The organism is Pseudomonas sp. X10 (assembly GCF_054889225.1).
Window position 1 is genome coordinate 3,651,936 of record NZ_CM142677.1, and the last position, 23,773, is coordinate 3,675,708.

At 64.0% G+C, this 23,773-nt stretch carries 22 protein-coding genes; 18 read left to right on the forward strand and 4 right to left on the reverse strand.

The features are described 5' to 3' along the window. Position 1 precedes the first annotated feature (1 nt). From ACYU03_RS16715 to nuoN, 13 genes are all read left to right on the forward strand, one after another. Positions 2-415, forward strand: a complete 414-nt coding sequence (locus ACYU03_RS16715; protein ID WP_461885752.1) for an NADH-quinone oxidoreductase subunit A — start codon at positions 2-4, stop codon at positions 413-415. A 10-nt stretch (positions 416-425) separates the two neighbouring features. Then, a complete protein-coding gene (locus ACYU03_RS16720; protein ID WP_461885753.1) occupies positions 426-1,103 on the forward strand; it encodes an NADH-quinone oxidoreductase subunit B in 678 nt (225 codons plus the stop codon). Between the two features lie 77 nt (positions 1,104-1,180). Then, complete coding sequence (gene nuoC, locus ACYU03_RS16725) at positions 1,181-2,962, forward strand: NADH-quinone oxidoreductase subunit C/D (RefSeq protein WP_461885754.1); 1,782 nt, start codon at positions 1,181-1,183, stop codon at positions 2,960-2,962. Between the two features lie 2 nt (positions 2,963-2,964). Continuing rightward, a complete protein-coding gene (gene nuoE / locus ACYU03_RS16730) occupies positions 2,965-3,462 on the forward strand; it encodes an NADH-quinone oxidoreductase subunit NuoE (protein WP_461885755.1) in 498 nt (165 codons plus the stop codon). Further along, the gene (gene nuoF, locus ACYU03_RS16735) at positions 3,459-4,820 is read left to right on the forward strand and encodes an NADH-quinone oxidoreductase subunit NuoF (protein ID WP_461885756.1); all 1,362 of its coding nucleotides are present in this window, start codon (positions 3,459-3,461) and stop codon (positions 4,818-4,820) included. Before nuoE ends, nuoF begins: the two co-directional genes overlap by 4 nt. A gap of 131 nt (positions 4,821-4,951) precedes the next feature. Next, positions 4,952-7,666: an NADH-quinone oxidoreductase subunit NuoG gene (nuoG, locus tag ACYU03_RS16740; protein ID WP_461885757.1), complete on the forward strand. Its 2,715-nt coding sequence runs from the start codon at positions 4,952-4,954 to the stop codon at positions 7,664-7,666. Beyond that, complete coding sequence (gene nuoH, locus ACYU03_RS16745) at positions 7,663-8,670, forward strand: NADH-quinone oxidoreductase subunit NuoH (RefSeq protein ID WP_461885758.1); 1,008 nt, start codon at positions 7,663-7,665, stop codon at positions 8,668-8,670. Before nuoG ends, nuoH begins: the two co-directional genes overlap by 4 nt. 11 nt (positions 8,671-8,681) lie before the next feature. Next, positions 8,682-9,230 (forward strand): NADH-quinone oxidoreductase subunit NuoI, encoded by a 549-nt coding sequence (nuoI, locus tag ACYU03_RS16750; protein WP_043209143.1) that lies wholly within the window; start codon positions 8,682-8,684, stop codon positions 9,228-9,230. Between the two features lie 9 nt (positions 9,231-9,239). After that, a complete protein-coding gene (gene nuoJ / locus ACYU03_RS16755; RefSeq protein ID WP_461885759.1) occupies positions 9,240-9,740 on the forward strand; it encodes an NADH-quinone oxidoreductase subunit J in 501 nt (166 codons plus the stop codon). Between the two features lie 4 nt (positions 9,741-9,744). Then, positions 9,745-10,053, forward strand: coding sequence for an NADH-quinone oxidoreductase subunit NuoK (gene nuoK / locus ACYU03_RS16760; RefSeq protein WP_461885760.1), 309 nt, complete (start codon positions 9,745-9,747; stop codon positions 10,051-10,053). Then, positions 10,050-11,903 carry an NADH-quinone oxidoreductase subunit L gene (nuoL, locus tag ACYU03_RS16765; RefSeq protein WP_461885761.1) on the forward strand — a complete coding sequence of 618 codons (1,854 nt, stop codon included), beginning with the start codon at positions 10,050-10,052 and terminating at the stop codon, positions 11,901-11,903. The genes nuoK and nuoL overlap by 4 nt, the downstream gene beginning before the upstream one ends. A 40-nt stretch (positions 11,904-11,943) precedes the next feature. Beyond that, on the forward strand, positions 11,944-13,476 hold the full coding sequence (gene nuoM / locus ACYU03_RS16770; RefSeq protein ID WP_461885762.1) for an NADH-quinone oxidoreductase subunit M: 1,533 nt from the start codon (positions 11,944-11,946) through the stop codon (positions 13,474-13,476). A gap of 7 nt (positions 13,477-13,483) precedes the next feature. Continuing rightward, positions 13,484-14,953 carry an NADH-quinone oxidoreductase subunit NuoN gene (nuoN, locus tag ACYU03_RS16775; RefSeq protein ID WP_461885763.1) on the forward strand — a complete coding sequence of 490 codons (1,470 nt, stop codon included), beginning with the start codon at positions 13,484-13,486 and terminating at the stop codon, positions 14,951-14,953. Here nuoN and ACYU03_RS16780 read toward each other — a convergent pair. Beyond that, positions 14,865-15,173: an Ogr/Delta-like zinc finger protein gene (locus tag ACYU03_RS16780; RefSeq protein ID WP_461885764.1), complete on the reverse strand. Its 309-nt coding sequence runs from the start codon at positions 15,171-15,173 to the stop codon at positions 14,865-14,867. The genes nuoN and ACYU03_RS16780 overlap by 89 nt on opposite strands. A gap of 172 nt (positions 15,174-15,345) precedes the next feature. Here ACYU03_RS16780 and ACYU03_RS16785 point away from each other — a divergent pair, with 172 nt between their 5' ends. Further along, positions 15,346-17,430 carry a TonB-dependent receptor family protein gene (locus ACYU03_RS16785; protein ID WP_461885765.1) on the forward strand — a complete coding sequence of 695 codons (2,085 nt, stop codon included), beginning with the start codon at positions 15,346-15,348 and terminating at the stop codon, positions 17,428-17,430. Here the strand turns inward: ACYU03_RS16785 and ACYU03_RS16790 are convergent. Next, entirely contained in the window at positions 17,427-18,491 is a 1,065-nt protein-coding gene (locus ACYU03_RS16790) for an AI-2E family transporter (RefSeq protein ID WP_461885766.1), read from the reverse strand. The two genes, ACYU03_RS16785 and ACYU03_RS16790, sit on opposite strands and share 4 nt — an antisense overlap. Before the next feature lie 122 nt (positions 18,492-18,613). On the opposite strand from ACYU03_RS16790, the gene trhP reads away from it, so the two are divergent. From trhP to ACYU03_RS16810, 4 genes are all read left to right on the forward strand, one after another. Beyond that, positions 18,614-19,948, forward strand: coding sequence for a prephenate-dependent tRNA uridine(34) hydroxylase TrhP (gene trhP / locus ACYU03_RS16795; protein ID WP_461885767.1), 1,335 nt, complete (start codon positions 18,614-18,616; stop codon positions 19,946-19,948). A 143-nt stretch (positions 19,949-20,091) separates the two neighbouring features. Beyond that, the gene (locus ACYU03_RS16800) at positions 20,092-20,520 is read left to right on the forward strand and encodes a DUF411 domain-containing protein (RefSeq protein WP_461885768.1); all 429 of its coding nucleotides are present in this window, start codon (positions 20,092-20,094) and stop codon (positions 20,518-20,520) included. Positions 20,521-20,530: 10 nt separating this feature from the next. After that, positions 20,531-20,965, forward strand: a complete 435-nt coding sequence (locus ACYU03_RS16805) for a YqaA family protein (RefSeq protein WP_461885769.1) — start codon at positions 20,531-20,533, stop codon at positions 20,963-20,965. A 47-nt stretch (positions 20,966-21,012) separates the two neighbouring features. Beyond that, the gene (locus ACYU03_RS16810; protein WP_461885770.1) at positions 21,013-22,011 is read left to right on the forward strand and encodes an alpha/beta fold hydrolase; all 999 of its coding nucleotides are present in this window, start codon (positions 21,013-21,015) and stop codon (positions 22,009-22,011) included. Here the strand turns inward: ACYU03_RS16810 and ACYU03_RS16815 are convergent. Beyond that, positions 22,008-22,589 (reverse strand): DinB family protein, encoded by a 582-nt coding sequence (locus tag ACYU03_RS16815; RefSeq protein WP_461885771.1) that lies wholly within the window; start codon positions 22,587-22,589, stop codon positions 22,008-22,010. The two genes, ACYU03_RS16810 and ACYU03_RS16815, sit on opposite strands and share 4 nt — an antisense overlap. Before the next feature lie 11 nt (positions 22,590-22,600). After that, entirely contained in the window at positions 22,601-23,707 is a 1,107-nt protein-coding gene (gene zapE, locus ACYU03_RS16820) for a cell division protein ZapE (RefSeq protein WP_461885772.1), read from the reverse strand. Positions 23,708-23,773 lie beyond the last annotated feature (66 nt).

The window sequence follows — 23,773 nt, forward strand, 5'->3', positions numbered from 1 at the left end:
CATGTCCGATTCGACAGGACTGATCGCCCACAACTGGGGCCTTGCCATCTTCCTTCTGGGTGTCGTCGGCCTTTGCGCCTTCATGCTCGGTCTGTCCAGCCTGCTCGGTAGCAAGGCATGGGGCCGCAGCAAGAACGAGCCCTTCGAATCGGGCATGCTGCCCGTCGGCAGCGCCCGCCTGCGCCTGTCCGCCAAATTCTATCTGGTCGCGATGCTGTTCGTGATCTTCGATATCGAAGCCCTCTTTCTCTTTGCCTGGTCTGTGTCCGTCCGCGAAAGCGGCTGGACCGGATTCGTCGAAGCACTCGTTTTCATAGCAATTCTGTTGGCTGGTCTTGTCTACCTTTGGCGGGTCGGGGCGCTCGATTGGGCTCCCGTGGGTCGTCGCAAGCGGCAAGCGAAGCTGAAACAATGAGGCTTTGGCAATGCAATACAATCTCACCAGAATCGATCCGGATGCGCCCAACGAGCAGTATCCAGTCGGGGACCGGGAAACCGTCTCCGACTCGCTGCTAGAGGACCAGGTCCACAAGAACATCTTCATGGGCAAGCTTGAGGATGTGCTGCGTGGCGCGGTCAACTGGGGCCGCAAGAACTCCCTCTGGCCGTACAACTTCGGCCTGTCCTGCTGCTACGTGGAAATGACCACGGCCTTCACGGCGCCCCACGACATCGCCCGCTTCGGCGCCGAAGTCATCCGGGCTTCGCCGCGCCAGGCCGACTTCATGGTCGTCGCCGGTACCTGCTTCATCAAGATGGCGCCGATCATCCAGCGCCTGTACGAGCAGATGCTCGAACCGAAGTGGGTGATCTCCATGGGTTCGTGCGCCAACTCCGGTGGCATGTACGACATTTACTCGGTCGTTCAGGGGGTCGACAAGTTCCTCCCCGTGGATGTCTACGTGCCTGGCTGCCCGCCTCGCCCTGAAGCTTTCCTGCAAGGCCTGATGCTGCTGCAGGAGTCGATTGGCCAGGAGCGACGCCCGCTTTCCTGGGTTGTTGGTGATCAAGGCATTTACCGTGCCGAGATGCCTGCCCAGAAAGATCTGCGTCGTGAACAGCGCATCCAGGTCACCAACCTGCGCAGCCCCGACGAAGTCTGATCCAGCGACCTGCCGCCCGTTCCAGCGAACCGGCGGCCTGGCTTCATTCTCTACGTTGACCGAAAGCGACCGAGACCATGACAGCGGACACCGCTATTTATATTCCGCCTTACAAGGCTGACGACCAAGATGTGGTCGTCGAACTGAACAACAAATTCGGCCCGGAGGCGTTCGTCGCCCAAGAGACCCGTACCGGCATGCCGGTGCTCTGGGTTACCCGTGCCAAGCTGATCGAAGTCCTGACCTTCCTGCGCAACGTCGCCAAACCGTACAGCATGCTGTACGACCTGCACGGCGTCGACGAGCGCCTGCGCACCCAGCGCCGTGGCCTGCCAAGTGCCGACTTCAGCGTGTTCTACCACCTGCTCTCGGTGGAACGGAACAGCGACGTGATGATCAAGGTCGCCCTGAGCGAGAACGACCTGAACCTGCCCACCGTGACCAGCCTGTGGCCCAATGCCAACTGGTACGAGCGTGAAGTCTGGGACATGTTCGGCATCGACTTCGCCGGCCACCCGCACCTGTCGCGCATCCTCATGCCGCCGACTTGGGAAGGCCACCCACTGCGCAAGGACTTCCCTGCCCGCGCCACCGAGTTCGACCCGTTCACCCTGAACCTGGCCAAGCAGCAGTTGGAAGAAGAATCCGCGCGCTTCAACCCTGAAGCCTGGGGCATGAAGCGCCACGGCGCCAACGAAGACTACATGTTCCTCAACCTGGGCCCGAACCACCCTTCGGCCCACGGCGCCTTCCGTATCGTCCTGCAACTGGACGGCGAAGAGATCATCGACTGCGTCCCGGACATCGGCTACCACCACCGTGGTGCCGAAAAGATGGCCGAGCGCCAGTCCTGGCACAGCTTCATCCCCTACACCGACCGCATCGACTACCTCGGCGGGGTGATGAACAACCTGCCGTACGTGCTGGCGGTGGAGAAGCTGGCCGGCATCCAGGTGCCGCAGAAGGTCGACGTGATCCGCATCATGCTCGCCGAGTTCTTCCGCATCACCAGCCACCTGCTGTTCCTGGGCACCTACATCCAGGACGTCGGCGCCATGACGCCAGTGTTCTTCACCTTCACCGACCGTCAGCGCGCCTACACCGTGATCGAGGCCATCACGGGCTTTCGCCTGCACCCGGCCTGGTACCGCATCGGGGGCGTTGCCCACGACCTGCCACGCGGATGGGACAAGCTGGTCAAGGACTTCGTCGAGTGGCTGCCCAAGCGCCTGGACGAATACACCAAGGCCGCCCTGCAGAACAGCATCCTCAAAGGGCGGACCATCGGCGTTGCCCAGTACAACACCAAGGAAGCCCTGGAGTGGGGCGTCACCGGTGCCGGCCTGCGTTCCACCGGCCTGGACTTCGACCTGCGTAAAGCCCGCCCCTACTCCGGCTACGAGAACTTCGAGTTCGAAGTACCGCTGGCCCACAACGGCGATGCCTACGATCGCTGCATGGTCCGTGTCGAAGAGATGCGCCAGAGTATCCGTATCATCGACCAGTGCCTGCGCAACATGCCGGAAGGCCCGTACAAGGCGGATCACCCGCTGACCACGCCGCCACCGAAAGAGCGCACCCTGCAGCACATCGAAACCCTGATCACCCACTTCCTGCAGGTCTCGTGGGGCCCGGTCATGCCGGCCAACGAGTCCTTCCAGATGATCGAGGCGACCAAGGGCATCAACAGTTACTACCTGACGAGCGATGGCGGCACCATGAGCTACCGCACCCGGATCCGTACCCCGAGCTACGCGCACCTGCAACAGATCCCTTCGGTGATCCGCGGCAGCATGGTCGCCGACCTCATCGCGTACCTGGGCAGTATCGACTTCGTTATGGCTGACGTGGACCGCTAAGCATGAACAGCACGCTTATCCAAACCGACCGTTTCGTCCTGAGCGAAACCGAGCGCTCGGCCATCGAGCACGAGATGCATCACTACGAGGACCCGCGCGCGGCGTCCATCGAAGCCCTGAAGATCGTCCAGAAGGAACGCGGCTGGGTGCCGGACGGCGCCATCTATGCCATCGGCGAAGTGCTGGGGATTCCCGCCAGCGACGTCGAAGGCGTGGCCACCTTCTATAGTCAGATCTTCCGTCAGCCGGTCGGCCGGCACATCATCCGCGTCTGCGACAGCATGGTCTGCTATATCGGCGGCCACGAGTCCGTCGTCAGCCAGATCCAGAACGAGCTGGGCATCGGCCTGGGCCAGACCACCCCGGACGGTCGCTTCACCCTGCTGCCAGTGTGCTGCCTGGGTAACTGCGACAAGGCCCCGGCACTGATGATCGACGACGATACCTTTGGCGACGTGCAACCTGCCGGCGTGGCCAAACTGCTGGAGGGCTACGCATGACCATCACTTCCTTCGGCCCGGCCAACCGCATTGCGCGGTCCGCCGAGACCCACCCGCTGACCTGGCGCCTGCGCGACGACGGCGAGCCGATCTGGCTCGAGGAGTACCAGGCCAAGAACGGCTACGCCGCCGCCCGCAAGGCCCTGGCGCAGATGTCCCAGGACGATATCGTCCAGACCGTCAAGGATTCCGGCCTCAAGGGGCGGGGCGGCGCGGGCTTCCCGACTGGCGTCAAATGGGGCCTGATGCCCAAGGACGAGTCCCTGAACATCCGCTACCTGCTGTGCAACGCGGATGAGATGGAACCGAACACCTGGAAAGACCGCATGCTGATGGAGCAACAGCCCCATCTGCTGATCGAAGGTATGCTGATCAGCGCCCGTGCGCTGAAGGCCTACCGCGGCTACATCTTCCTGCGTGGCGAATACACCACCGCAGCTCGCAACCTCAACCGCGCGGTCGAGGAAGCCAAGGCCGCGGGCCTGCTGGGCAAGAACATCCTCGGCAGCGGCTTCGACTTCGAGCTGTTCGTCCACACTGGTGCCGGCCGCTATATCTGCGGTGAAGAAACCGCACTGATCAACTCCCTCGAAGGCCGCCGCGCCAACCCACGCTCCAAACCACCCTTCCCTGCTGCCGTGGGCGTGTGGGGCAAGCCGACCTGCGTGAACAACGTCGAGACCCTGTGCAACGTGCCGGCCATCGTCGGCAACGGCATCGACTGGTACAAGTCCCTGGCCCGTGAAGGCAGCGAAGACCACGGTACCAAACTGATGGGCTTCTCCGGCAAGGTGAAGAACCCGGGCTTGTGGGAACTGCCTTTCGGCGTCACTGCCCGCGAGCTGTTCGAAGACTACGCCGGTGGCATGCGCGACGGCTTCAAGCTCAAGTGCTGGCAGCCTGGCGGTGCCGGTACCGGCTTCCTGCTGCCCGAGCACCTGGACGCCCAGATGTACGCCGGCGGCATCGCCAAGGTCGGCACCCGTATGGGTACGGGCCTGGCCATGGCAGTGGACGACAGCATCAACATGGTGTCGCTGCTGCGTAACATGGAAGAGTTCTTCGCCCGCGAGTCCTGCGGCTTCTGCACCCCGTGCCGCGATGGCCTGCCGTGGAGCGTCAAGCTCCTGCGCGCCCTCGAGAAAGGCCAAGGTCAGCCCGGCGATATCGAGACCCTGCTGGGTCTGGTCGGCTTCCTCGGCCCAGGCAAGACCTTCTGTGCACATGCCCCAGGCGCCGTCGAGCCACTGGGCAGCGCCATCAAGTATTTCCGTCCGGAGTTCGAGGCCGGCATCGCTGCCACTGGCAGCGCCGCCCTGCGCCCGAACCTGGCCAAGCCGATTGTGGTCGGCGCATAACAAATGAAACGCGGGTGGTCCGTGCCGCCCGCTGCCTCGACAGCTCGCCCGGAATTGCCGGCGCGGGCCGCAGGCACACAGATTTCCATTAGCCACGCCCGCCCACGCGGGCCAACGAAGAACTTTGAACCATGGCCACTATCCACGTAGACGGCAAAGAGCTCGAAGTCAACGGCGCAGACAACCTGTTACAGGCCTGTCTGTCGCTCGGCCTCGACATCCCCTATTTCTGCTGGCACCCGGCGCTTGGTAGCGTCGGTGCCTGCCGGCAGTGCGCGGTCAAGCAGTACACCGACGAAAACGACACCCGCGGTCGTATCGTCATGTCCTGCATGACCCCTGCCTCCGACGGCACCTGGATCTCCATCGAAGACGAAGAAGCCAAGGTCTTCCGTGCCAGCGTCGTCGAATGGCTGATGACCAACCACCCGCACGACTGCCCGGTGTGCGAGGAAGGCGGTCACTGCCACCTGCAAGACATGACGGTGATGACCGGCCATAACGAGCGCCGTTACCGTTTCACCAAGCGTACCCACCAGAACCAGGACCTCGGCCCGTTCATCGCCCACGAGATGAACCGCTGCATCGCCTGCTACCGCTGCGTGCGCTACTACAAGGACTATGCCGGCGGCACCGACCTGGGTGTCTATGGCGCCCACGACAACGTGTACTTCGGCCGCGTCGAGGACGGTGCCCTGGAGAGCGAGTTCTCCGGCAATCTGACCGAGGTCTGCCCGACCGGTGTGTTCACCGACAAGACCCACTCCGAGCGCTACAACCGCAAGTGGGACATGCAATTCGCCCCGAGCATCTGCCATGGCTGCTCCAGCGGTTGCAACATCAGCCCGGGCGAACGTTACGGTGAGCTACGCCGGATCGAGAACCGCTTCAACGGCTCGGTCAACCAGTACTTCCTGTGCGACCGCGGGCGCTTCGGCTACGGCTATGTCAACCGCAAGGACCGCCCACGCCAGCCGCTGCTGGCCGACGGCACCAAGCTGAGCCTGGACGCTGCCCTGGACAAGGCCGCCGACATGCTGCGCGGCCGCACCATCGTCGGCATCGGCTCGCCACGCGCCAGCCTGGAAAGCAACTACGGCCTGCGCGAGCTGGTCGGCGCCGACTACTTCTACTCGGGCATGGAGGCCGGTGAGCTGGCCCGCGTGCGCCTGGCCCTGCAGGTGCTGAACGACAGCCCGCTGCCGGTCCCGACCCTGCGCGAGATGGAAGACCACGACGCCGTGTTCGTCCTCGGCGAAGACCTGACCCAGACCGCCGCCCGCGTCGCCCTGGCCCTGCGCCAGTCGGTCAAGGGCAAGGCCGAGGCCATGGCCGACGCCATGCGCGTACAGCCTTGGCTCGACGCCGCCGTCAAGAACATCGGCCAGCACGCCATGTACCCGCTGTTCATCGCCAGCCTGGCCGAGACCAAGCTCGATGACGTCGCCGAAGAATGCGTGCACGCCGCGCCGGACGACCTGGCCCGCCTCGGCTTCGCCGTGGCCCACGCCATCGACCCGAGCGCCCCGGCCGTCGAAGGCCTGGATGCCGAGGCCCTGGAACTGGCCAAGCGCATCGCCGATGCCCTGGTCGCCGCCCAGCGTCCGCTGATCGTCTCCGGTACTTCGCTGGCCTCGCCAGCACTGATCGAAGCTGCGGCGAACATCGCCAAAGCCCTGAAACTGCGTGAGAAGAACGGTTCGTTGAGCCTGGTGGTGCCTGAAGCCAACAGCCTCGGTATGGCCATGCTCGGTGGCGAGTCCATCGACGACGCTCTCGACGCTGTGATCAGCGGCAAGGCCGACGCCATCGTCGTCCTCGAGAACGACCTGTACAGCCGTGTTTCCGCAGCCAAGGTCGACGCCGCCCTGGCCGCAGCCAAGGTGGTGATCGTCGCCGACCACCAGAAGACCGCCACCACCGACCGCGCCGACCTGGTGCTGCCGGCCGCCTCCTTCGCCGAAGGCGACGGCACCCTGGTCAGCCAGGAAGGCCGTGCCCAGCGTTTCTTCCAGGTCTTCGATCCGACCTACCTGGACGCCAGCATCCTGGTCCACGAAGGCTGGCGCTGGATGCACGCCCTGCGTGCGACTCTGCTGAACAAGCCGGTCGACTGGACCCAGCTGGACCACGTCACCAGCGCCTGCGCCGAAGCCGCGCCGCAACTGGCCGGCATCGTCAACGCCGCGCCATCGGCCGCGTTCCGCATCAAGGGCCTGAAACTGGCCCGCGAACCGCTGCGCTACTCCGGTCGTACCGCCATGCGCGCCAACATCAGCGTGCACGAGCCGCGCACCCCGCAAGACAAGGACACCGCGTTCTCCTTCTCCATGGAAGGCTACTCGGGCTCGGCCGAACCGCGCCAGCAGGTGCCGTTCGCTTGGTCGCCGGGCTGGAACTCGCCCCAGGCCTGGAACAAGTTTCAGGATGAGGTCGGCGGCCACCTGCGTGCTGGCGATCCAGGCGTACGCCTGATCGAGTCCCAAGGCGATCGCCTGGGCTGGTTCAGCGCCATTCCGGGTGCCTTCAACCCGGTTCGCGGCACCTGGAAGGCCGTGCCGTTCTACCACCTGTTCGGCAGTGAGGAGAACTCCTCGCGCGCCGCTCCGGTGCAGGAGCGCATCCCGCAGGCCTACGTGGCCCTGGCCAAGTCCGAGGCGGACCGCCTGGGCGTCAACGACGGCGCCATGCTCAGCCTGAGCGTGGCCGGCCAGACCCTGCGCCTGCCACTGCGTGTCAATGAAGAACTGGGCGCAGGCCTGGTCGCCCTGCCGAAAGGCCTGGCCGGTATCCCGCCAGCCATCTTCGGCGCATCCGTCGAAGGCCTGCAGGAGGCAGCACAATGAGCTGGTTCACCCCCGAAGTGATCGAAGTGATCCTCTCTGTCGTCAAGGCCATCGTGGTCCTACTGGCGGTGGTGGTGTGCGGCGCGCTGCTCAGCTTCGTCGAGCGCCGCCTGCTGGGCTGGTGGCAGGACCGCTATGGTCCTAACCGCGTAGGCCCGTTCGGCATGTTCCAGATCGCTGCCGACATGCTGAAGATGTTCTTCAAGGAAGACTGGAACCCACCCTTCGTCGATCGCGTGATCTTCACCCTGGCACCGGTCGTGGCCATGAGCGCCCTGCTGATCGCCTTCGTGGTCATCCCGATCACCCCGACCTGGGGTGTCGCGGACCTGAACATCGGCCTGCTGTTCTTCTTCGCCATGGCCGGCCTGTCGGTCTACGCGGTGCTGTTCGCCGGTTGGGCCTCGAACAACAAGTACGCCCTGCTCGGCGCCCTGCGGGCCTCGGCGCAGACCGTGTCGTACGAGGTGTTCCTGGGCCTGGCGCTGATGGGCGTGGTGGTCCAGGTGGGCTCCTTCAACATGCGCGACATCGTCGACTACCAGGCGCAGAACCTGTGGTTCATCATTCCGCAGTTCTTCGGCTTCTGCACCTTCTTCATCGCTGGCGTGGCCGTGACGCACCGTCACCCCTTCGACCAGCCGGAAGCGGAGCAGGAACTGGCCGACGGCTACCACATCGAGTATGCCGGCATGAAGTGGGGCATGTTCTTCGTCGGTGAGTACATCGGCATCATCCTGATCTCGGCGCTGCTGGTGACCCTGTTCTTCGGCGGCTGGCATGGCCCGTTCGGCCTGCTGCCACAGGTTCCGTTCCTGTGGTTCGCCCTCAAGACCGCGTTCTTCATCATGCTGTTCATCCTGCTGCGCGCCTCGATCCCGCGCCCACGCTATGACCAGGTGATGGACTTCAGCTGGAAGTTCTGCCTGCCGCTGACCCTGATCAATTTGCTGGTGACCGCTGCTGTTGTGCTCTACAACACGCCAGCTGTTGCGGCCCAGTGAGGATTTGACCCATGTTCAAATATATTGGCGACATCGTGAAGGGCACCGGCACCCAGCTGCGCAGCCTGGTGATGGTGTTCTCCCACGGTTTCCGTAAACGCGACACCCTGCAGTACCCGGAAGAACCGGTCTACCTGCCGCCGCGCTACCGCGGCCGCATCGTCCTCACCCGCGACCCCGATGGCGAGGAGCGCTGCGTTGCCTGCAACCTCTGCGCCGTAGCCTGCCCGGTCGGCTGCATCTCGTTGCAGAAGGCCGAGACCGAGGACGGCCGCTGGTATCCCGAGTTCTTCCGCATCAACTTCTCGCGCTGCATCTTCTGCGGCCTGTGCGAAGAAGCCTGCCCGACCACCGCGATCCAGCTCACTCCGGATTTCGAAATGGCCGAGTTCAAGCGTCAGGACCTGGTGTACGAGAAAGAAGATCTGCTGATCTCCGGCCCCGGCAAGAACCCTGACTACAACTTCTACCGTGTTGCAGGTATGGCCATTGCCGGCAAGCCGAAAGGCGCCGCGCAGAACGAGGCCGAGCCGATCAACGTGAAGAGCTTGCTCCCATAAGGAAGAAAGATGGAATTCGCTTTCTATTTCGCATCCGGTGTCGCGGTGGTGTCCACCCTCAGGGTGATCACCAACACCAACCCTGTGCACGCCCTGCTCTACCTGATCATTTCCCTGATCGCTGTGGCGATGACCTTCTTCGCCCTCGGCGCGCCGTTTGCCGGCGCCCTGGAAGTGATCGCCTACGCTGGCGCCATCATGGTGCTGTTCGTCTTCGTGGTGATGATGCTCAACCTGGGCCCGGCTGCGGTCGCCCAGGAACGTGGCTGGCTCAAGCCAGGCATCTGGGCAGGCCCGGTGTTCCTGGGCGCGCTGCTGCTGCTCGAACTGCTCTACGTGCTGTTCGCCGAACCGAGCGGCGCCGCCATCAGCGGCACCACCGTCGACGCCAAAACCGTCGGCATCAGCCTGTTTGGTCCTTACCTGCTGGTGGTTGAACTGGCCTCGATGCTGCTGCTCGCCGCAGCGGTGACGGCGTTCCACCTCGGCCGCAACGAGGCGAAGGAGTAATCACATGTCTGCAATTCCTCTCGAACATGGCCTGGCTGTCGCCGGCATCCTGTTCAGCCTCGGTCTGGTCGGCCTGATGGTCCGGCGCAACATTCTTTTCGTGCTGATGAGCCTGGAAATCATGATGAACGCCTCTGCCCTGGCGTTCGTCGTTGCTGGCGCACGCTGGGTGCAACCGGATGGACAAGTCATGTTCATCCTGGTGATCAGCCTCGCGGCGGCCGAGGCCAGTATCGGCCTGGCGATCCTGCTGCAACTATATCGCCGCTTCCACACTCTCGACATCGATGCTGCCAGTGAGATGCGCGGATGAACCTTCTCTTTCTGACCTTCGTCTTCCCCCTGATCGGCTTCCTGCTGCTGTCGTTCTCCCGCGGTCGGTTCTCGGAGAACCTGTCCGCGCTGATCGGCGTCGGCTCCGTGGGCCTCTCGGCCGCGGTCTCCGCCTACGTGATCTGGCAGTTCAATGTCGCTCCGCCTGAAGGCGGCGCGTACAGCCAGCTGCTGTGGCAGTGGATGTCGGTGGACGGCTTCGCGCCGAACTTTACCCTGTACCTGGACGGCCTGTCGGTCACCATGCTCGGCGTGGTGACCGGGGTGGGCTTCCTGATCCACCTGTTCGCGTCCTGGTACATGCGCGGCGAAGCCGGCTACTCGCGCTTCTTCGCGTACACCAACCTGTTCATCGCCAGCATGCTGTTCCTGGTGCTGGGCGACAACCTGCTGTTCATCTACTTCGGCTGGGAAGGCGTGGGCCTGTGCTCCTACCTGTTGATCGGTTTCTACTACAGCAACCGCAACAACGGTAACGCGGCACTCAAGGCCTTCATCGTCACCCGCATCGGCGATGTGTTCATGGCCATCGGCCTGTTCATCCTGTTCGTCCAGCTGGGCACCCTTAATATCCAAGAGCTGCTGGTGCTGGCGCCGCAGAAATTCCAGGCTGGCGACACCTGGATGGTCCTGGCGACCCTGATGCTGCTCGGTGGCGCGGTCGGCAAGTCCGCCCAACTGCCGCTGCAGACCTGGCTGGCCGACGCGATGGCGGGCCCGACTCCGGTTTCGGCACTGATCCACGCCGCGACCATGGTGACCGCCGGTGTCTACCTGATCGCCCGTACCCACGGCCTGTTCCTGCTGGCGCCGGACATCCTGCACCTGGTGGGCATCATCGGTGGCGTGACCCTGGTCCTGGCCGGCTTCGCCGCGCTGGTCCAGACCGACATCAAACGTATCCTCGCCTACTCGACCATGAGCCAGATCGGCTACATGTTCCTGGCCCTGGGCGTCGGTGCCTGGGAAGGCGCGATCTTCCACCTGATGACCCACGCCTTCTTCAAGGCCCTGCTGTTCCTTGCTTCCGGTGCGGTGATCGTCGCCTGCCACCACGAGCAGAACATCTTCAAGATGGGCGGCCTGTGGAAGAAGCTGCCGCTGGCCTATGCCAGCTTCGTGGTCGGTGGCGCTGCCCTGGCTGCCCTGCCGATCCTCACCGCCGGCTTCTACTCCAAGGACGAGATCCTCTGGGAAGCCTTCGCCAGCGGCCACAGCAATCTGCTGTACGCCGGCCTGCTCGGTGCCTTCATGACCTCGCTGTACACCTTCCGCTTGATCTTCATCGCCTTCCACGGCGAAGCCAAGACCGAAGCCCACGCTGGCCACGGCATCTCCCACTGGCTGCCACTGGGCGTGCTGATCGTGCTGTCGACCTTCGTCGGCGCCTGGATCCATCCGCCACTGGCGGGTGTCCTGCCGCAGAGCGCCGGCCATGCCGGTGGCGAAGCCAAGCACAGCCTGGAGATCGCCTCGGGCGCCATCGCCATCGCCGGCATCCTGCTGGCCGCAGTGCTGTTCCTGGGCAAGCGCCGCCTGGTCACCGCCATCGCCAACAGCGGCATCGGCCGTATCCTCTCGGCCTGGTGGTTCGCCGCCTGGGGCTTCGACTGGATCTACGACAAGCTGTTCGTCAAACCTTACCTGCTGATCAGCCACATCCTGCGCAAGGATCCGGTTGACCGCAGCATCGGCCTGATTCCTCGGATGGCTCGCGGCGGACACGTCGCCATGAGCAAGACCGAGACCGGCCAGCTGCGCTGGTACACCGCTTCGATCGCCGTAGGTGCCGTGCTCGTGCTCGGTGCCGTACTGATGGCTGCGGTATGACTATGAACCTTGCGACTTTGCGAAAGGAATTGAGCCCGTCATGATTTTGCCTTGGCTGATCCTGATCCCCTTCATCGGCGGCCTGCTGTGCTGGCTGGGTGAGCGCTTCGGCGCCACCCTGCCACGCTGGATCGCGCTGCTGACCATGTCCCTGCTGCTTGGTATCGGCCTCTGGCTGTGGGCCAACGGGGACTACACCCTGGCCCCTGCCCCGGGCGTCGACCCGAACTGGACCCTGGAATTCAAGGTCCTGTGGATCGAACGCTTCGGCATCAGCCTGCACCTGGCCCTCGATGGCCTGTCGCTGCTGATGATCCTGCTCACCGGTCTGCTCGGTGTGCTGTCGGTCCTCTGCTCCTGGAAAGAGATCCAGCGCCACGTCGGCTTCTTCCACCTCAACCTGATGTGGATCCTTGGCGGAGTGGTCGGTGTGTTCCTGGCCCTGGACCTGTTCCTGTTCTTCTTCTTCTGGGAAATGATGCTGGTGCCGATGTATTTCCTCATCGCGCTCTGGGGTCACAGCTCTTCGGACGGCAAGAAGACCCGGATCTACGCTGCGACCAAGTTCTTCATCTTCACCCAGGCCAGCGGCCTGATCATGCTGGTGGCGATCCTTGGCCTGGTCCTGGTCAACTACAGCAACACCGGTATCATCACCTTCAACTACACCGACCTACTGAAGGCCGAACTGCCGGCCGGCACCGAGTACCTGCTGATGCTCGGCTTCTTCATCGCCTTCGCGGTGAAGCTGCCGGTGGTGCCGTTCCACTCCTGGCTGCCTGACGCCCACGCCCAGGCGCCGACCGCAGGCTCCGTCGACCTGGCCGGCATCCTGCTGAAGACTGCGGCCTACGGCTTGCTGCGCTTCGCCCTGCCGCTGTTCCCGAACGCCTCGGCCGAGTTCGCCCCAGTCGCCATGACCCTGGGCCTGATCGGTATCTTCTACGGGGCCTTCCTGGCCTTCGCGCAGACCGACATCAAGCGCCTGATCGCCTTCTCCAGCGTCTCGCACATGGGCTTCGTGCTGATCGGCATCTACTCCGGCAGCCAGCAGGCCCTGCAAGGCGCGGTGATCCAGATGCTGGCCCACGGCCTGTCGGCCGCCGCGCTGTTTATCCTGAGTGGCCAGCTGTACGAACGCCTACACACCCGTGACATGCGCCAGATGGGTGGTGTATGGCACCGTATCGCTTACCTGCCGGCCATCAGCCTGTTCTTCGCAGCCGCCTCGCTGGGCTTGCCAGGTACCGGCAACTTCGTCGGTGAGTTCCTGATCCTGATCGGCAGCTTCGCCAGCGTGCCATGGATCACCGTGATCGCCACCTGTGGCCTGGTCTTCGGTTCGGTCTACTCGCTGATCATGATCCACCGTGCCTACTTCGGCCCGGCCAAGTCCGACACCATACTGGCTGGCATGGACGGCCGCGAGCTGATCATGGTGCTGGGCTTGGCGGTCCTGCTGATTGTGCTGGGCGTCTATCCGCAGCCGTTCCTGGACACCTCTGCCGCCACCATGAGCGGTGTGCAGCAGTGGCTCGGTTCCGCTTTCACTCAACTCGCTTCGGCCCGGTAAGAGCGCTATGGAATTCACGATTCAACACTTTATCGCGCTGGCGCCGCTGTTGATCACCACCATCACCACGATCGTGGTGATGCTGGCGATCGCATGGCGCCGCAACCACTCGCAAACCTTCCTGCTGTCCACCGTGGGGCTGAACCTGGCCCTGCTGTCGATCCTGCCGGCACTTAAAGTGGCTCCCCTGGCGGTCACCCCGCTGCTGACCATCGACAAGTTCGCCTGCCTGTACATGGCGCTGATCCTCGTGGCTACCCTGGCCTGCGTAACCCTGGCCCATGCCTACCTGGGTGACGGCGCCAAGGGCTACCCAGGCAACCGCGAAGAGCTGTACCTGCTGCTGCTGATGTCCGCCCTGGGCGGCCTGGTGCTGGTCAGCGCGCAACACCTGGCCGGCCTGTTCATCGGCCTGGAGCTGCTGTCGGTGCCGGTCTACGGCCTGATCGCGTACGCCTTCTTCAACAAGCGGTCGCTGGAAGCCGGTATCAAGTACATGGTGCTGTCGGCCGCCGGTTCGGGCTTCCTGCTGTTCGGCATGGCCCTGCTCTACGCCGATGCCGGCAGCCTGAGCTTCGACGGCATCGGCCAGGCCCTCGCTGCTACCGGCATGCCAAGCCTGCTGGCGCAGTTGGGTCTGGGCATGATGCTGGTCGGCCTGGCGTTCAAGCTGTCGCTGGTTCCCTTCCACCTATGGACCCCAGACGTCTATGAAGGCGCCCCGGCACCGGTCGCCGCCTTCCTGGCCACCGCCGCCAAGGTCGCGGTGTTCGCCGTGGTGGTTCGCCTGTTCATGCTCTCCCCTGCCGCCAGCAGCGGCGTGCTGAGCACTGTCCTGGCGGTAATCGCGGTCGCTTCGATCCTGATCGGCAACCTGCTGGCACTGACCCAGAGCAACCTCAAACGCCTGCTCGGTTACTCGTCGATCGCCCACTTCGGCTACCTGCTGATCGCCCTGGTGGCGAGCAAGGGCCTGGCCACCGAGGCGATCGGGGTCTACCTGGTCACTTACGTGATCACCAGCCTGGGCGCCTTCGGTGTCATCACCCTGATGTCCTCGCCTTACAGTGGCCGTGACGCCGATGCCCTGTACGAGTACCGCGGCCTGTTCTGGCGCCGTCCATACCTGACTGCGGTGCTGACCGTGATGATGCTGTCGCTGGCCGGTATCCCACTGACCGCCGGCTTCATCGGCAAGTTCTACATCATCGCCACCGGCGTCGAATCGCAGCTGTGGTGGCTGGTCGGCGCGCTGGTGATCGGCAGTGCCATCGGCGTGTACTACTACCTGCGCGTCATGGTCACTCTGTACCTGATCGAGCCGAACCTGCGTCGTCACGACGCCCCGCTGAAGTGGGAGCAACGTACCGGCGGCGTCATGCTGCTAGCTATCGCCATCCTCGCCTTCGTCCTCGGCGTCTATCCGCAACCTCTGCTGGAGCTGGTCCAGCAGGCAGGGTTGCAACTGATCGGCTGATAGCTCCGCGAAGAAAGATAAGCACCCCGCTTAGGCGGGGTGTTTTTTTTGGGAAGGGCGACAGTTCATAGGTCATCTCGAACTCCGCACGCACGGCCCAGCCACAGGCTTCAGTAGTGCATTGCAGGTAAGCCACCCGTAGAAAGATATGCCATCCTTCACTGGTACGAATACGCAGGCGGCTGTTGCAATGAGGGCATACCAGCTTGTAAGTGCTCACGTGCGACTCCTGAAGGTGACTATTACCAGCGATCCGTGCCCGGCACTGCAAGTCGTCGATTGGGTAAAACAGCATCTGCCAAGAGATAAACCCCCTCGGCGTGCTCTGAACGACACTTCGTTCGTCTGAGCTCCATTGCCTACTTACTGGCCATAGATCCTGGAGTCGTTCGATGCGCCCCGTTCCGCCCTTCCCTTCCTCGCTCGGCCTGCTCGGCCTCATCCTCGCAGCCCAGCCGGCACAGGCTGCCCCCGTGGAGCTAGGGCAGGTGCTCATCGAGGAGCAGACACAGAGCGAACTGGATGCGGCCCGGGAGCGTCTGCGCCAGGTGCCAGGCGCCAGCAATCTGGTGGACCTGCAACAGGTCGAACAGGGCCGTGTAGCCAGCAACCAAGACGTCCTGGCCTACCAACCCGGGGTATTCGCCCAATCGGCCGGCAACGATGGCATCAAGCTGTCGATCCGTGGCTCCGGGATCAACCGGGCGCCAGGCAGCCATGGTTCGGGGGTCTATACGATGTTCGACGGCCTGCCGCTGACCGGCCCCGGCGGCACCCCCTACGAACTGTTCGAGCCCTTGTGGCTGAGCCGCGCCGAGGTACTGCGGGGTGCCAACGGTTTTGACCAGGGCGCCCTGGCCCTGGGTGGCGCCATCAACTATGTGACCCACACAGGCTACGATGCCGCGCCCCTGCAACTGCGCTACGAAGCCGGCAGCCGTGGCTATGCCCGCCGGCACATCAGCAGTGGCCAAGTGCTGGGCGACCTGGATTACTACGTTGCCCTCACCGACGCCGAGTACGACGGCTACCAGAAGCACAGTAGCGGCAGCGCCAAGGGTGTGGCCGCGAACATCGGCTATCGCTTCAACCCTAACCTGGAAACCCGCTTCTACCTGCGCTACCGGGAAACCGAGAACGACCTGGCCGGGCGCCTGACCAAGGAGCAGATCAAACACCATCCGCGGGCAGCCAACCCGCTCTACCTGAGCCGCGATGCGAGTCGGCCACAACCGGGCAGCACCTGGCTGGCGAATAAGACCACCTTCTACCTGGACGACGACTCGCGCCTGGAAGCCGGCCTGGTCTATCACGACTATCCGATGGACCTGCGCGAAGGCCCCAACCGCCTCAAGGTCGCCTACACCGATGTCAGCGGCACGCTCAACTACTTGCGTCGCGACACCCTGTTCGGCCGTGAGAGCAAGACCACTCTCGGCTGGCGCACTACCAAGCACTTGCCCAACAGCGGCGCCTCGGAGTTCGTGCGCGTGCAATCACGCCCCGACATGCCCATCGGCACCCGTACCCGGGACTTCAGTTACCAGGGCTCCGACAGCGTCGTGCACATTGGCAACGAGCTGGAGCTGATGCCGGACCTGTGGCTCACCAGCGGCCTGGCGATGATCTACACCCGACGGGAAAGCGCCGTGACCTACCCGGCCGGAGGCGGCAAGGTCAGCCAACACGACTGGGACTACGCTCCGCGCCTGGGCTTGCGCTACGACCTCAATCCTGGCCTGCAGCTGTACGGCAACCTCAGCCGCTCGGTGGAGCCACCGCACCCTTGGGCGCTGATCTGGAGCTCGCCAGCGATTGCTGGCCTGCAGACCCAACCCATCGAGATGCAGAACCAGACCGCCACCACCCTCGAACTGGGTGCCCGTGGCGACTCGGCCATCGGCCGCTGGGACCTGGCCTGGTACTACTCGGCGGTGCGCCACGAACTGCTGGCGGTGGAAATCGTCCCTGGCAACCCCGCCGCGGAATTCAATGCCAGCCCCACCGTGCACCAGGGTATCGAGGCTGGCCTGGACAGCCTGCTCTGGGAACGCGCAGGGGTTGGCAAGCTGTCGCTGCGCCAGGCCTACACCTTCAGCGACTTCCACTACCGCGACGACGACGCCTTCGGTGACAACCGACTGCCCGGCATTCCCATGCATTACTACCAGGCCGAGCTGCGCCTGGACCTGCCCAGCGGCCTCTATGCCGGCATCAACACGCAGATGGCGTCCAAGGTCCAGGTCGACTACGCCAACAGCTACCCGGCCGATGCTTACGCCCTGCTCGGCGCCCGCCTGGGCTACAACGCACCGAAACAGGACTGGCAGGCCTGGCTCGACCTGCGCAACCTGACCAACAAGCGCTACGCCGCTACCGTGACCCCGGGTTACAACGACAACGGCCAGGATATCGCCCGCTCCACTCCTGGGGAGGGCTTCGGCGTGTATGCCGGGGTCTCCTATACCTTCCGCTAAGACGGTAACTGCACCTGCGGCTGAGTATCGGCAAAGATCGCCCAGCTGGAAACGAACAATGCGGCGATCAAGGGCCCGATGACGAACCCGTTGAGACCGAACACCGCCAGACCACCCAGGGTGGAGATCAGAATCAGGTAGTCGGGCATACGCGTATCCTTACCCACCAGGATCGGCCGCAACAGATTGTCGACCAAGCCGATCACCAACACGCCGAACGCGATCAGCACAATGCCCTGCCAGATCGCCCCGGTGGCCAGAAAGTAAACCGCCACCGGTGCCCAGACGAGCCCCGCGCCAACGGCCGGCAGCAATGACAGGAAGGCCATCAGCACACCCCAGACCAGCGCGCTGGGGATGCCCAGCACCCAGAAGATGAGGCCACCCAAGGCGCCTTGGGTGATCGCCACCAGCAGGTTGCCCTTGACTGTGGCACGCACCACACGGCTGAACTTCTGCTGCAGGCGGCGCTTCTGGTGTTCGGGCAGCGGCACGGCCAGCCGGATCTTGCGCGTCAGCTCGGCACCTTCACGCAGGAAGAAGAACAGCAGGTAGAGCATGATGCCGAAGCTCACCAGGAAGTCGAATGTACCCTGGCCGAAGCTGAACGCCTGACTGGCGAAGAACTGGCTGCCCTGCATGGCGCCCTTGGCGATCTTGTCGCGCAAGCCCTCCAGGTCACTCACGCCCATGCGCTCCAAGCCATTTTGGGCGAAGGCCGGCAACATGTTCTTGAAACTTTCGATATAGCCGGCGATGTCCAGTTGGCCGCTCGCGATGCGCTGGTACAGGGCCGCGCCCTCCTGCACCAGCAGGGCGCTGATGATGATCACCGGAAGGATGGCGATCAGCAGGCAGACCAGAAGGGTCATACCTGCGGCCAGGTTGCGCCGTCGGCCAAAGCGCAGCACCAGGTGGCGTTGCAGAGGGGCGAACAGGATCCCGAGGATCACGGCCCAGAACACCGCGCCATAGAACGGCAGCAGGATCCAGATGAAGGCGACGGTGACCAGTGCCAGAAGCACAGCCAGGGCTTTGTTTTGCAGTGCGGTTTCGTTCATGGGCATTCCTCGAAGGCTCAACAGCTTAGTGCTCGGGCCGCAGGCAAAAGTGCCATTGATGCAGATCAACAACGCCCTGGCCGTTTACCCTTAGCATCCGCGCCTTTTGCCCCGGTGCGATCATGACCCCACTTGCCAAGCCCGAACTGCTGGCCCCCGCCGGCACTCTGAAGACCATGCGCTACGCCTTCGCCTATGGCGCCGATGCCGTCTATGCCGGCCAGCCGCGCTACAGCCTGCGGGTGCGCAACAATGAATTCGATCATGCCAACCTGGCCCTGGGCATCAACGAAGCCCATGCCATGGGCAAGCGCTTCTACGTGGTGGTCAACATCGCCCCGCACAATGCCAAGCTCAAGACCTTTCTCAAGGACCTGGCGCCAGTGATCGAAATGGCGCCAGACGCGCTGATCATGTCCGACCCGGGCCTGATCATGCTGGTGCGCCAACACTTCCCGCAGATGCCCATCCATCTCTCGGTGCAGGCCAATACGGTGAACTGGGCCAGCGTCGAGTTCTGGCGCAGCCAGGGGCTGACGCGGATCATCCTGTCGCGCGAGCTGTCGCTGGAAGAAATCGAAGAAGTCCGCCAGAAAGTGCCGCAGATGGAGCTGGAGGTTTTCGTCCATGGCGCGCTGTGCATGGCCTATTCCGGGCGCTGCCTGCTCTCGGGTTACCTCAACCGCCGCGACGCTAACCAGGGGACCTGCACCAACGCCTGCCGTTGGCGCTACCAGGCCACCCCGGCCACGGAGAACGCTGCCGGCGACATCGTCCGGGAAGTGGAACCGACCCTGGGCATCGGTGCACCGACCGAGCAGGTGTTCCTGCTGCAGGAGAGCAACCGCCCTGGCGAAGAGATGCCGGCCTTCGAGGACGAGCATGGCACCTACATCATGAACGCCAAGGACCTGCGCGCCATCCAGCACGTCGAGCGGCTGACGCGCATGGGCGTGCATTCATTGAAGATCGAAGGCCGGACCAAGTCGCATTTCTACTGCGCACGCGCCACCCAAGCCTACCGCCAGGCGATCGACGACGCCGTGGTCGGGCGCCCGTTCGATCACAGCCTGATGCTCAACCTCGAATCACTGGCCCAGCGCGGCTACACCGAAGGCTTCCTGCGCCGCCATGTGCACGACGAATACCAGAACTACCAGCGTGGCAACTCGGTGTCCGGGCGCCAGCAATTCGTTGGCGAGCTCACCGGCGAACGGGTCGATGGACTGGCCGAGGTCAAGGTCAAGAACCGTTTCGCCCTGGGGGATCAACTGGAGCTGATGACCCCTCACGGCAACTACCATTTCGACCTGGACCATCTGCGCGACCGCCAGCAGCAAGCGATCGAGGTGGCGCCCGGTGACGGTCATGTGGTGTACCTGCCGATCCCGGAGCAGGTGCCGCTGGGCTATGGCCTGCTGATGCGCGACCTGACCCCGGACGAGTTGCCTGGCTGACAGAACTGTAATGCCAGGCTCAGGTGGCTGACAGGTGTAGGCGTCTACAATACCAACAGCCCCCGCACCACCCGGCAGCCGGTTAAGCTATGCTGCCGGCACTCACCGCTGGCCCGGTACCTGCGTATCCAGAGGAATCCTGCATGCTGTACAAAAAACTGATCGCGCTCGGCCTGCTGGCCATCGCCAGCCTGGCCCAGGCCGGCCAGACCATCGACGTCTACCGTGACCCCAACTGCGGCTGCTGCAAGAAATGGATCAGCCACCTGCGCGACAACGGCTTTACCGTAAACGATCATGTCGAACCCAACATGAGTGAGGTGAAGCAACGCCTGGGCGTGGCGCCGCGCCTGGCCTCGTGCCACACCGGGGTGATCGATGGCAAGTTCATCGAGGGCCATGTCCCGGCCGAGCAGGTCAAGCTGCTGGCCCAGCGCAGCGACCTCAAGGGCCTGGCCGTACCCGGCATGCCCATGGGCTCGCCAGGGATGGAGATGGGCGACCACAAGGACCCTTACCAAGTCATTGGCTTGACCGAGGATGGCAAGGACGAAGTGGTGGCCAGCTACTGACCCGCCACGGATGCTGAGCTTATGGGCGCTGTTTCTCAGCGCCTTTGGCGCCGCCACCCTGCTGCCGTTGCAGTCGGAGGCGGTGCTGGTCGGCCTGCTGCTGCGCCAACCCGATGCCGTGGTGATCCTGCTGCTGGTCGCCACCCTCGGCAACGTGCTCGGGTCCATCGTCAACTGGCTGCTGGGCCGGGCCATCGAACACCTGCGCGAGCGGCGCTGGTTCCCCTTCAGCGCAGCGCAACTGCAACGCGCCCAACAGCGCTACCAGCGCTGGGGGCAATGGTCACTGCTGTTGAGCTGGATGCCGATAATCGGCGACCCGCTGACCCTGATCGCCGGGATCATGCGCGAGCCCTTCTGGCGCTTCGTGCTGTTGGTCACCCTGGCCAAGGGTGGACGCTACCTGGTCCTGGCCCTGCTGACCCTGGGCTGGCTGCAAGGCTGAGCCCAGGCTGCTAGAGTCGGGTCTTTGCCCCCTACCTGGAGCACCTGATGCCACGCCTGACCGCCCTGGCCCTGACCTGCCTGCTCGCCAGCCCTGTTTTCGCCGCCGAAGCGCCGACCTACGGCGCGCAACTGGAAGGCTTCGACTACCCTCATCCGCTCGAACATTTCGACTTCCAGTCCCAGGGCCAAGCCCTGCAGATGGGCTATATGGACGTGCCCGCCAAGGGCAAGGCCAATGGCCGCAGCGTGGTGCTGATGCATGGCAAGAACTTCTGCGCCGCCACCTGGGAAAGCACCATCGATGCCCTGAGCGAGGCCGGCTACCGGGTCATCGCCCCCGACCAGATCGGCTTCTGCACCTCCAGCAAGCCCCCGCATTACCAGTACAGCTTCCAGCAGCTGGCGCACAATACCCACGCCTTGCTCGAGCACCTGGGGGTGAAGCAAGCCATCGTCCTAGGCCACTCCACCGGCGGCATGCTCGCCACCCGCTATGCCCTGCTCTATCCACAGCAGGTAGAGCGCCTGGCCATGGTCAACCCCATCGGCCTGGAAGACTGGAAGGCCCTGGGCGTGCCCTACCGCACCGTGGACCAGTGGTATGAGCGCGAGCTCAAGCTGAACGCCGAGGGGGTGCGCAACTATGAGCGCAACACCTACTACGCCGGACGTTGGAAGCCCGAGTACGAACGCTGGGTACAAATGCTGGTGGGCCTGAACAAGGGGCCTGGGCACGAGGCGGTAGCATGGAACTCGGCACTGATCTACGACATGATCTTCACCCAGCCGGTCGCCTACGAGTTCAAGGATCTGAAGATGCCGACACTGCTGCTGATCGGCGACAAGGACACCACGGCCATCGGCAGCGACATCGCCACGCCCGAGGTCAAGGCACGCCTGGGCAACTATAAGTTGCTCGGCCCGCAGGTGGCCAAGCTGATCCCCCAGGGCCAACTGGTCACCTTCGAAGGTCTGGGACACGCGCCGCAGATCGAGGAACCGCAGCGCTTCCACCAGGCACTGATCGACTGGCTGAGCCGCTAACGGCCCCAGACCTGCGCCTCGGTCCAGCCCAACTCGGCGAAATCGTCAGCCCTCAGGTGTGCCTCTTCCTCGCAGAAGAACTCATCCAACTGCGGCGGGCGCACCGTGGTGTCGCTGAGCATGGCGTGGACCTGGCCACGGTGGTGGATCTGGTGCTCGAACAAGTGTGACAGCAGGCGCAGGCGCTGTTCGCGCTGTAGGCGGTCCGGACGCACGATGCTGACATAGCGCTGCAACTGGTCATCGCGCAATTGCTGGCAATAGGCAATCAGCCGGTGATCGGCCTGCGCCTGTTCGGCATGCAGGTCGGCACAGGTGGCGAAGGGCTGCTCGGGGTTGAAGAAACGCTCTCCGTCCGGATCAGGCGCCTCGCCACGCTGTTCGCACTCAAGCGCCTGCAAATAGAACCAGTCCACCGTCAGCAGGTGATTGAGGGTGGCCTTGATCGAGGGGAAAAAGCTGCAACGCGGGGCGACGAACTCGTCCTGGCTCAGTTGCAGGCATGCCTTGTACAGGCGGTGGTTGGCCCAACCATTGTTGTAGGCCTGGGTAAGCAGATGATGCGACAGCGGCTCCATGATCGACTCCTTCAGGCGAAGCGTTGCAGTTGCATCTCCCGCAGCCGGCTCAGGGTTCGCCGGAACGGGAACGCCAGATACCCTTGAGTGTAGAGCGCATCCAGCGCAACCTCGGCCTCCAGGTACAAGGCGACTCGCCGGTCGTAGCATTCATCGACCAGGGCGATGAAACGCCGCACGCTGTCGTCCCGTGGCGACAAGGCCGGCAACTCACGGTCGCCGGCCTCTACCCGGCGGGCGCCATCCTCGGTGCCCCGGGCGATCTTGCCAGCCCGCTGCTCGCCGCCCAAGGCCGGCACCTCGCCCAACAAGATGGCTGGATAACGATCACACAGGGCCATGAACTCCATGGCCGCCAGCGGCTGTTCGCACAGATCGGCGAAACGGCACCAGACAGCCTGGTCGCTGCGCCGTACCACCTGTACCTGGCGAGAGCCTATGAGCAGCGGCTGGTCAGTACCGCGGTCAGCCTGGCTCAACTGCCGGAACACCTCCCCCAGGACGCTGGGCTGCCCTGCTTCGGCCACCCAGTAGCGTTGCCGCGTCGCCCCCGGATGCAGGCGGTGATCCTGCTCACCGGCCACCGGCAGCACCTGCATGTTGCGCTCGATGGCAGCAATGGCCGGCAGGAAGCGCTCGCGGTTGAAGCCATCGCTGTACAACTGAGCGGGAGGCTGGTTGGAGGTAGCGACAAGGATTACACCTTGCTCGAACAGCACGTTGAACAGGCGCCCAAGGATGATCGCGTCGCCGATGTCGCTGACGAACAGCTCATCGAAACACAGAATGCGGATCTGCCCGGCCAGCTCACGGGCCAGTGCCTGCAGCGGATCGGCGGTGCCATTGAGCTGGAACAGGCGCTGGTGGACCCAGGCCATGAAGTGATGGAAATGCTGGCGGCGGGCGGGTACGGCGAGGCAGCGATAGAACTGGTCCATCAGCCAGGTCTTACCGCGCCCGACGGGGCCCCAGAGGTAGACACCCTGCGCCGGGCCGCCCCGCTGCAGCGCCTGAAAGCAAGCCTGCAGCGCCTCTACAGCCTGGCGCTGCGCGGGGTCGGCGACGAAACCGTCGTGTTCGACGGCCTGACGGTAGAGGGACAGGGGGGTGGAGGTCATGCCGGGGCCCAAGGAAAAGGGGCAAGGGTACGCCGCTTGAGCGCCTTTCACCAGACAGTGCCGAGG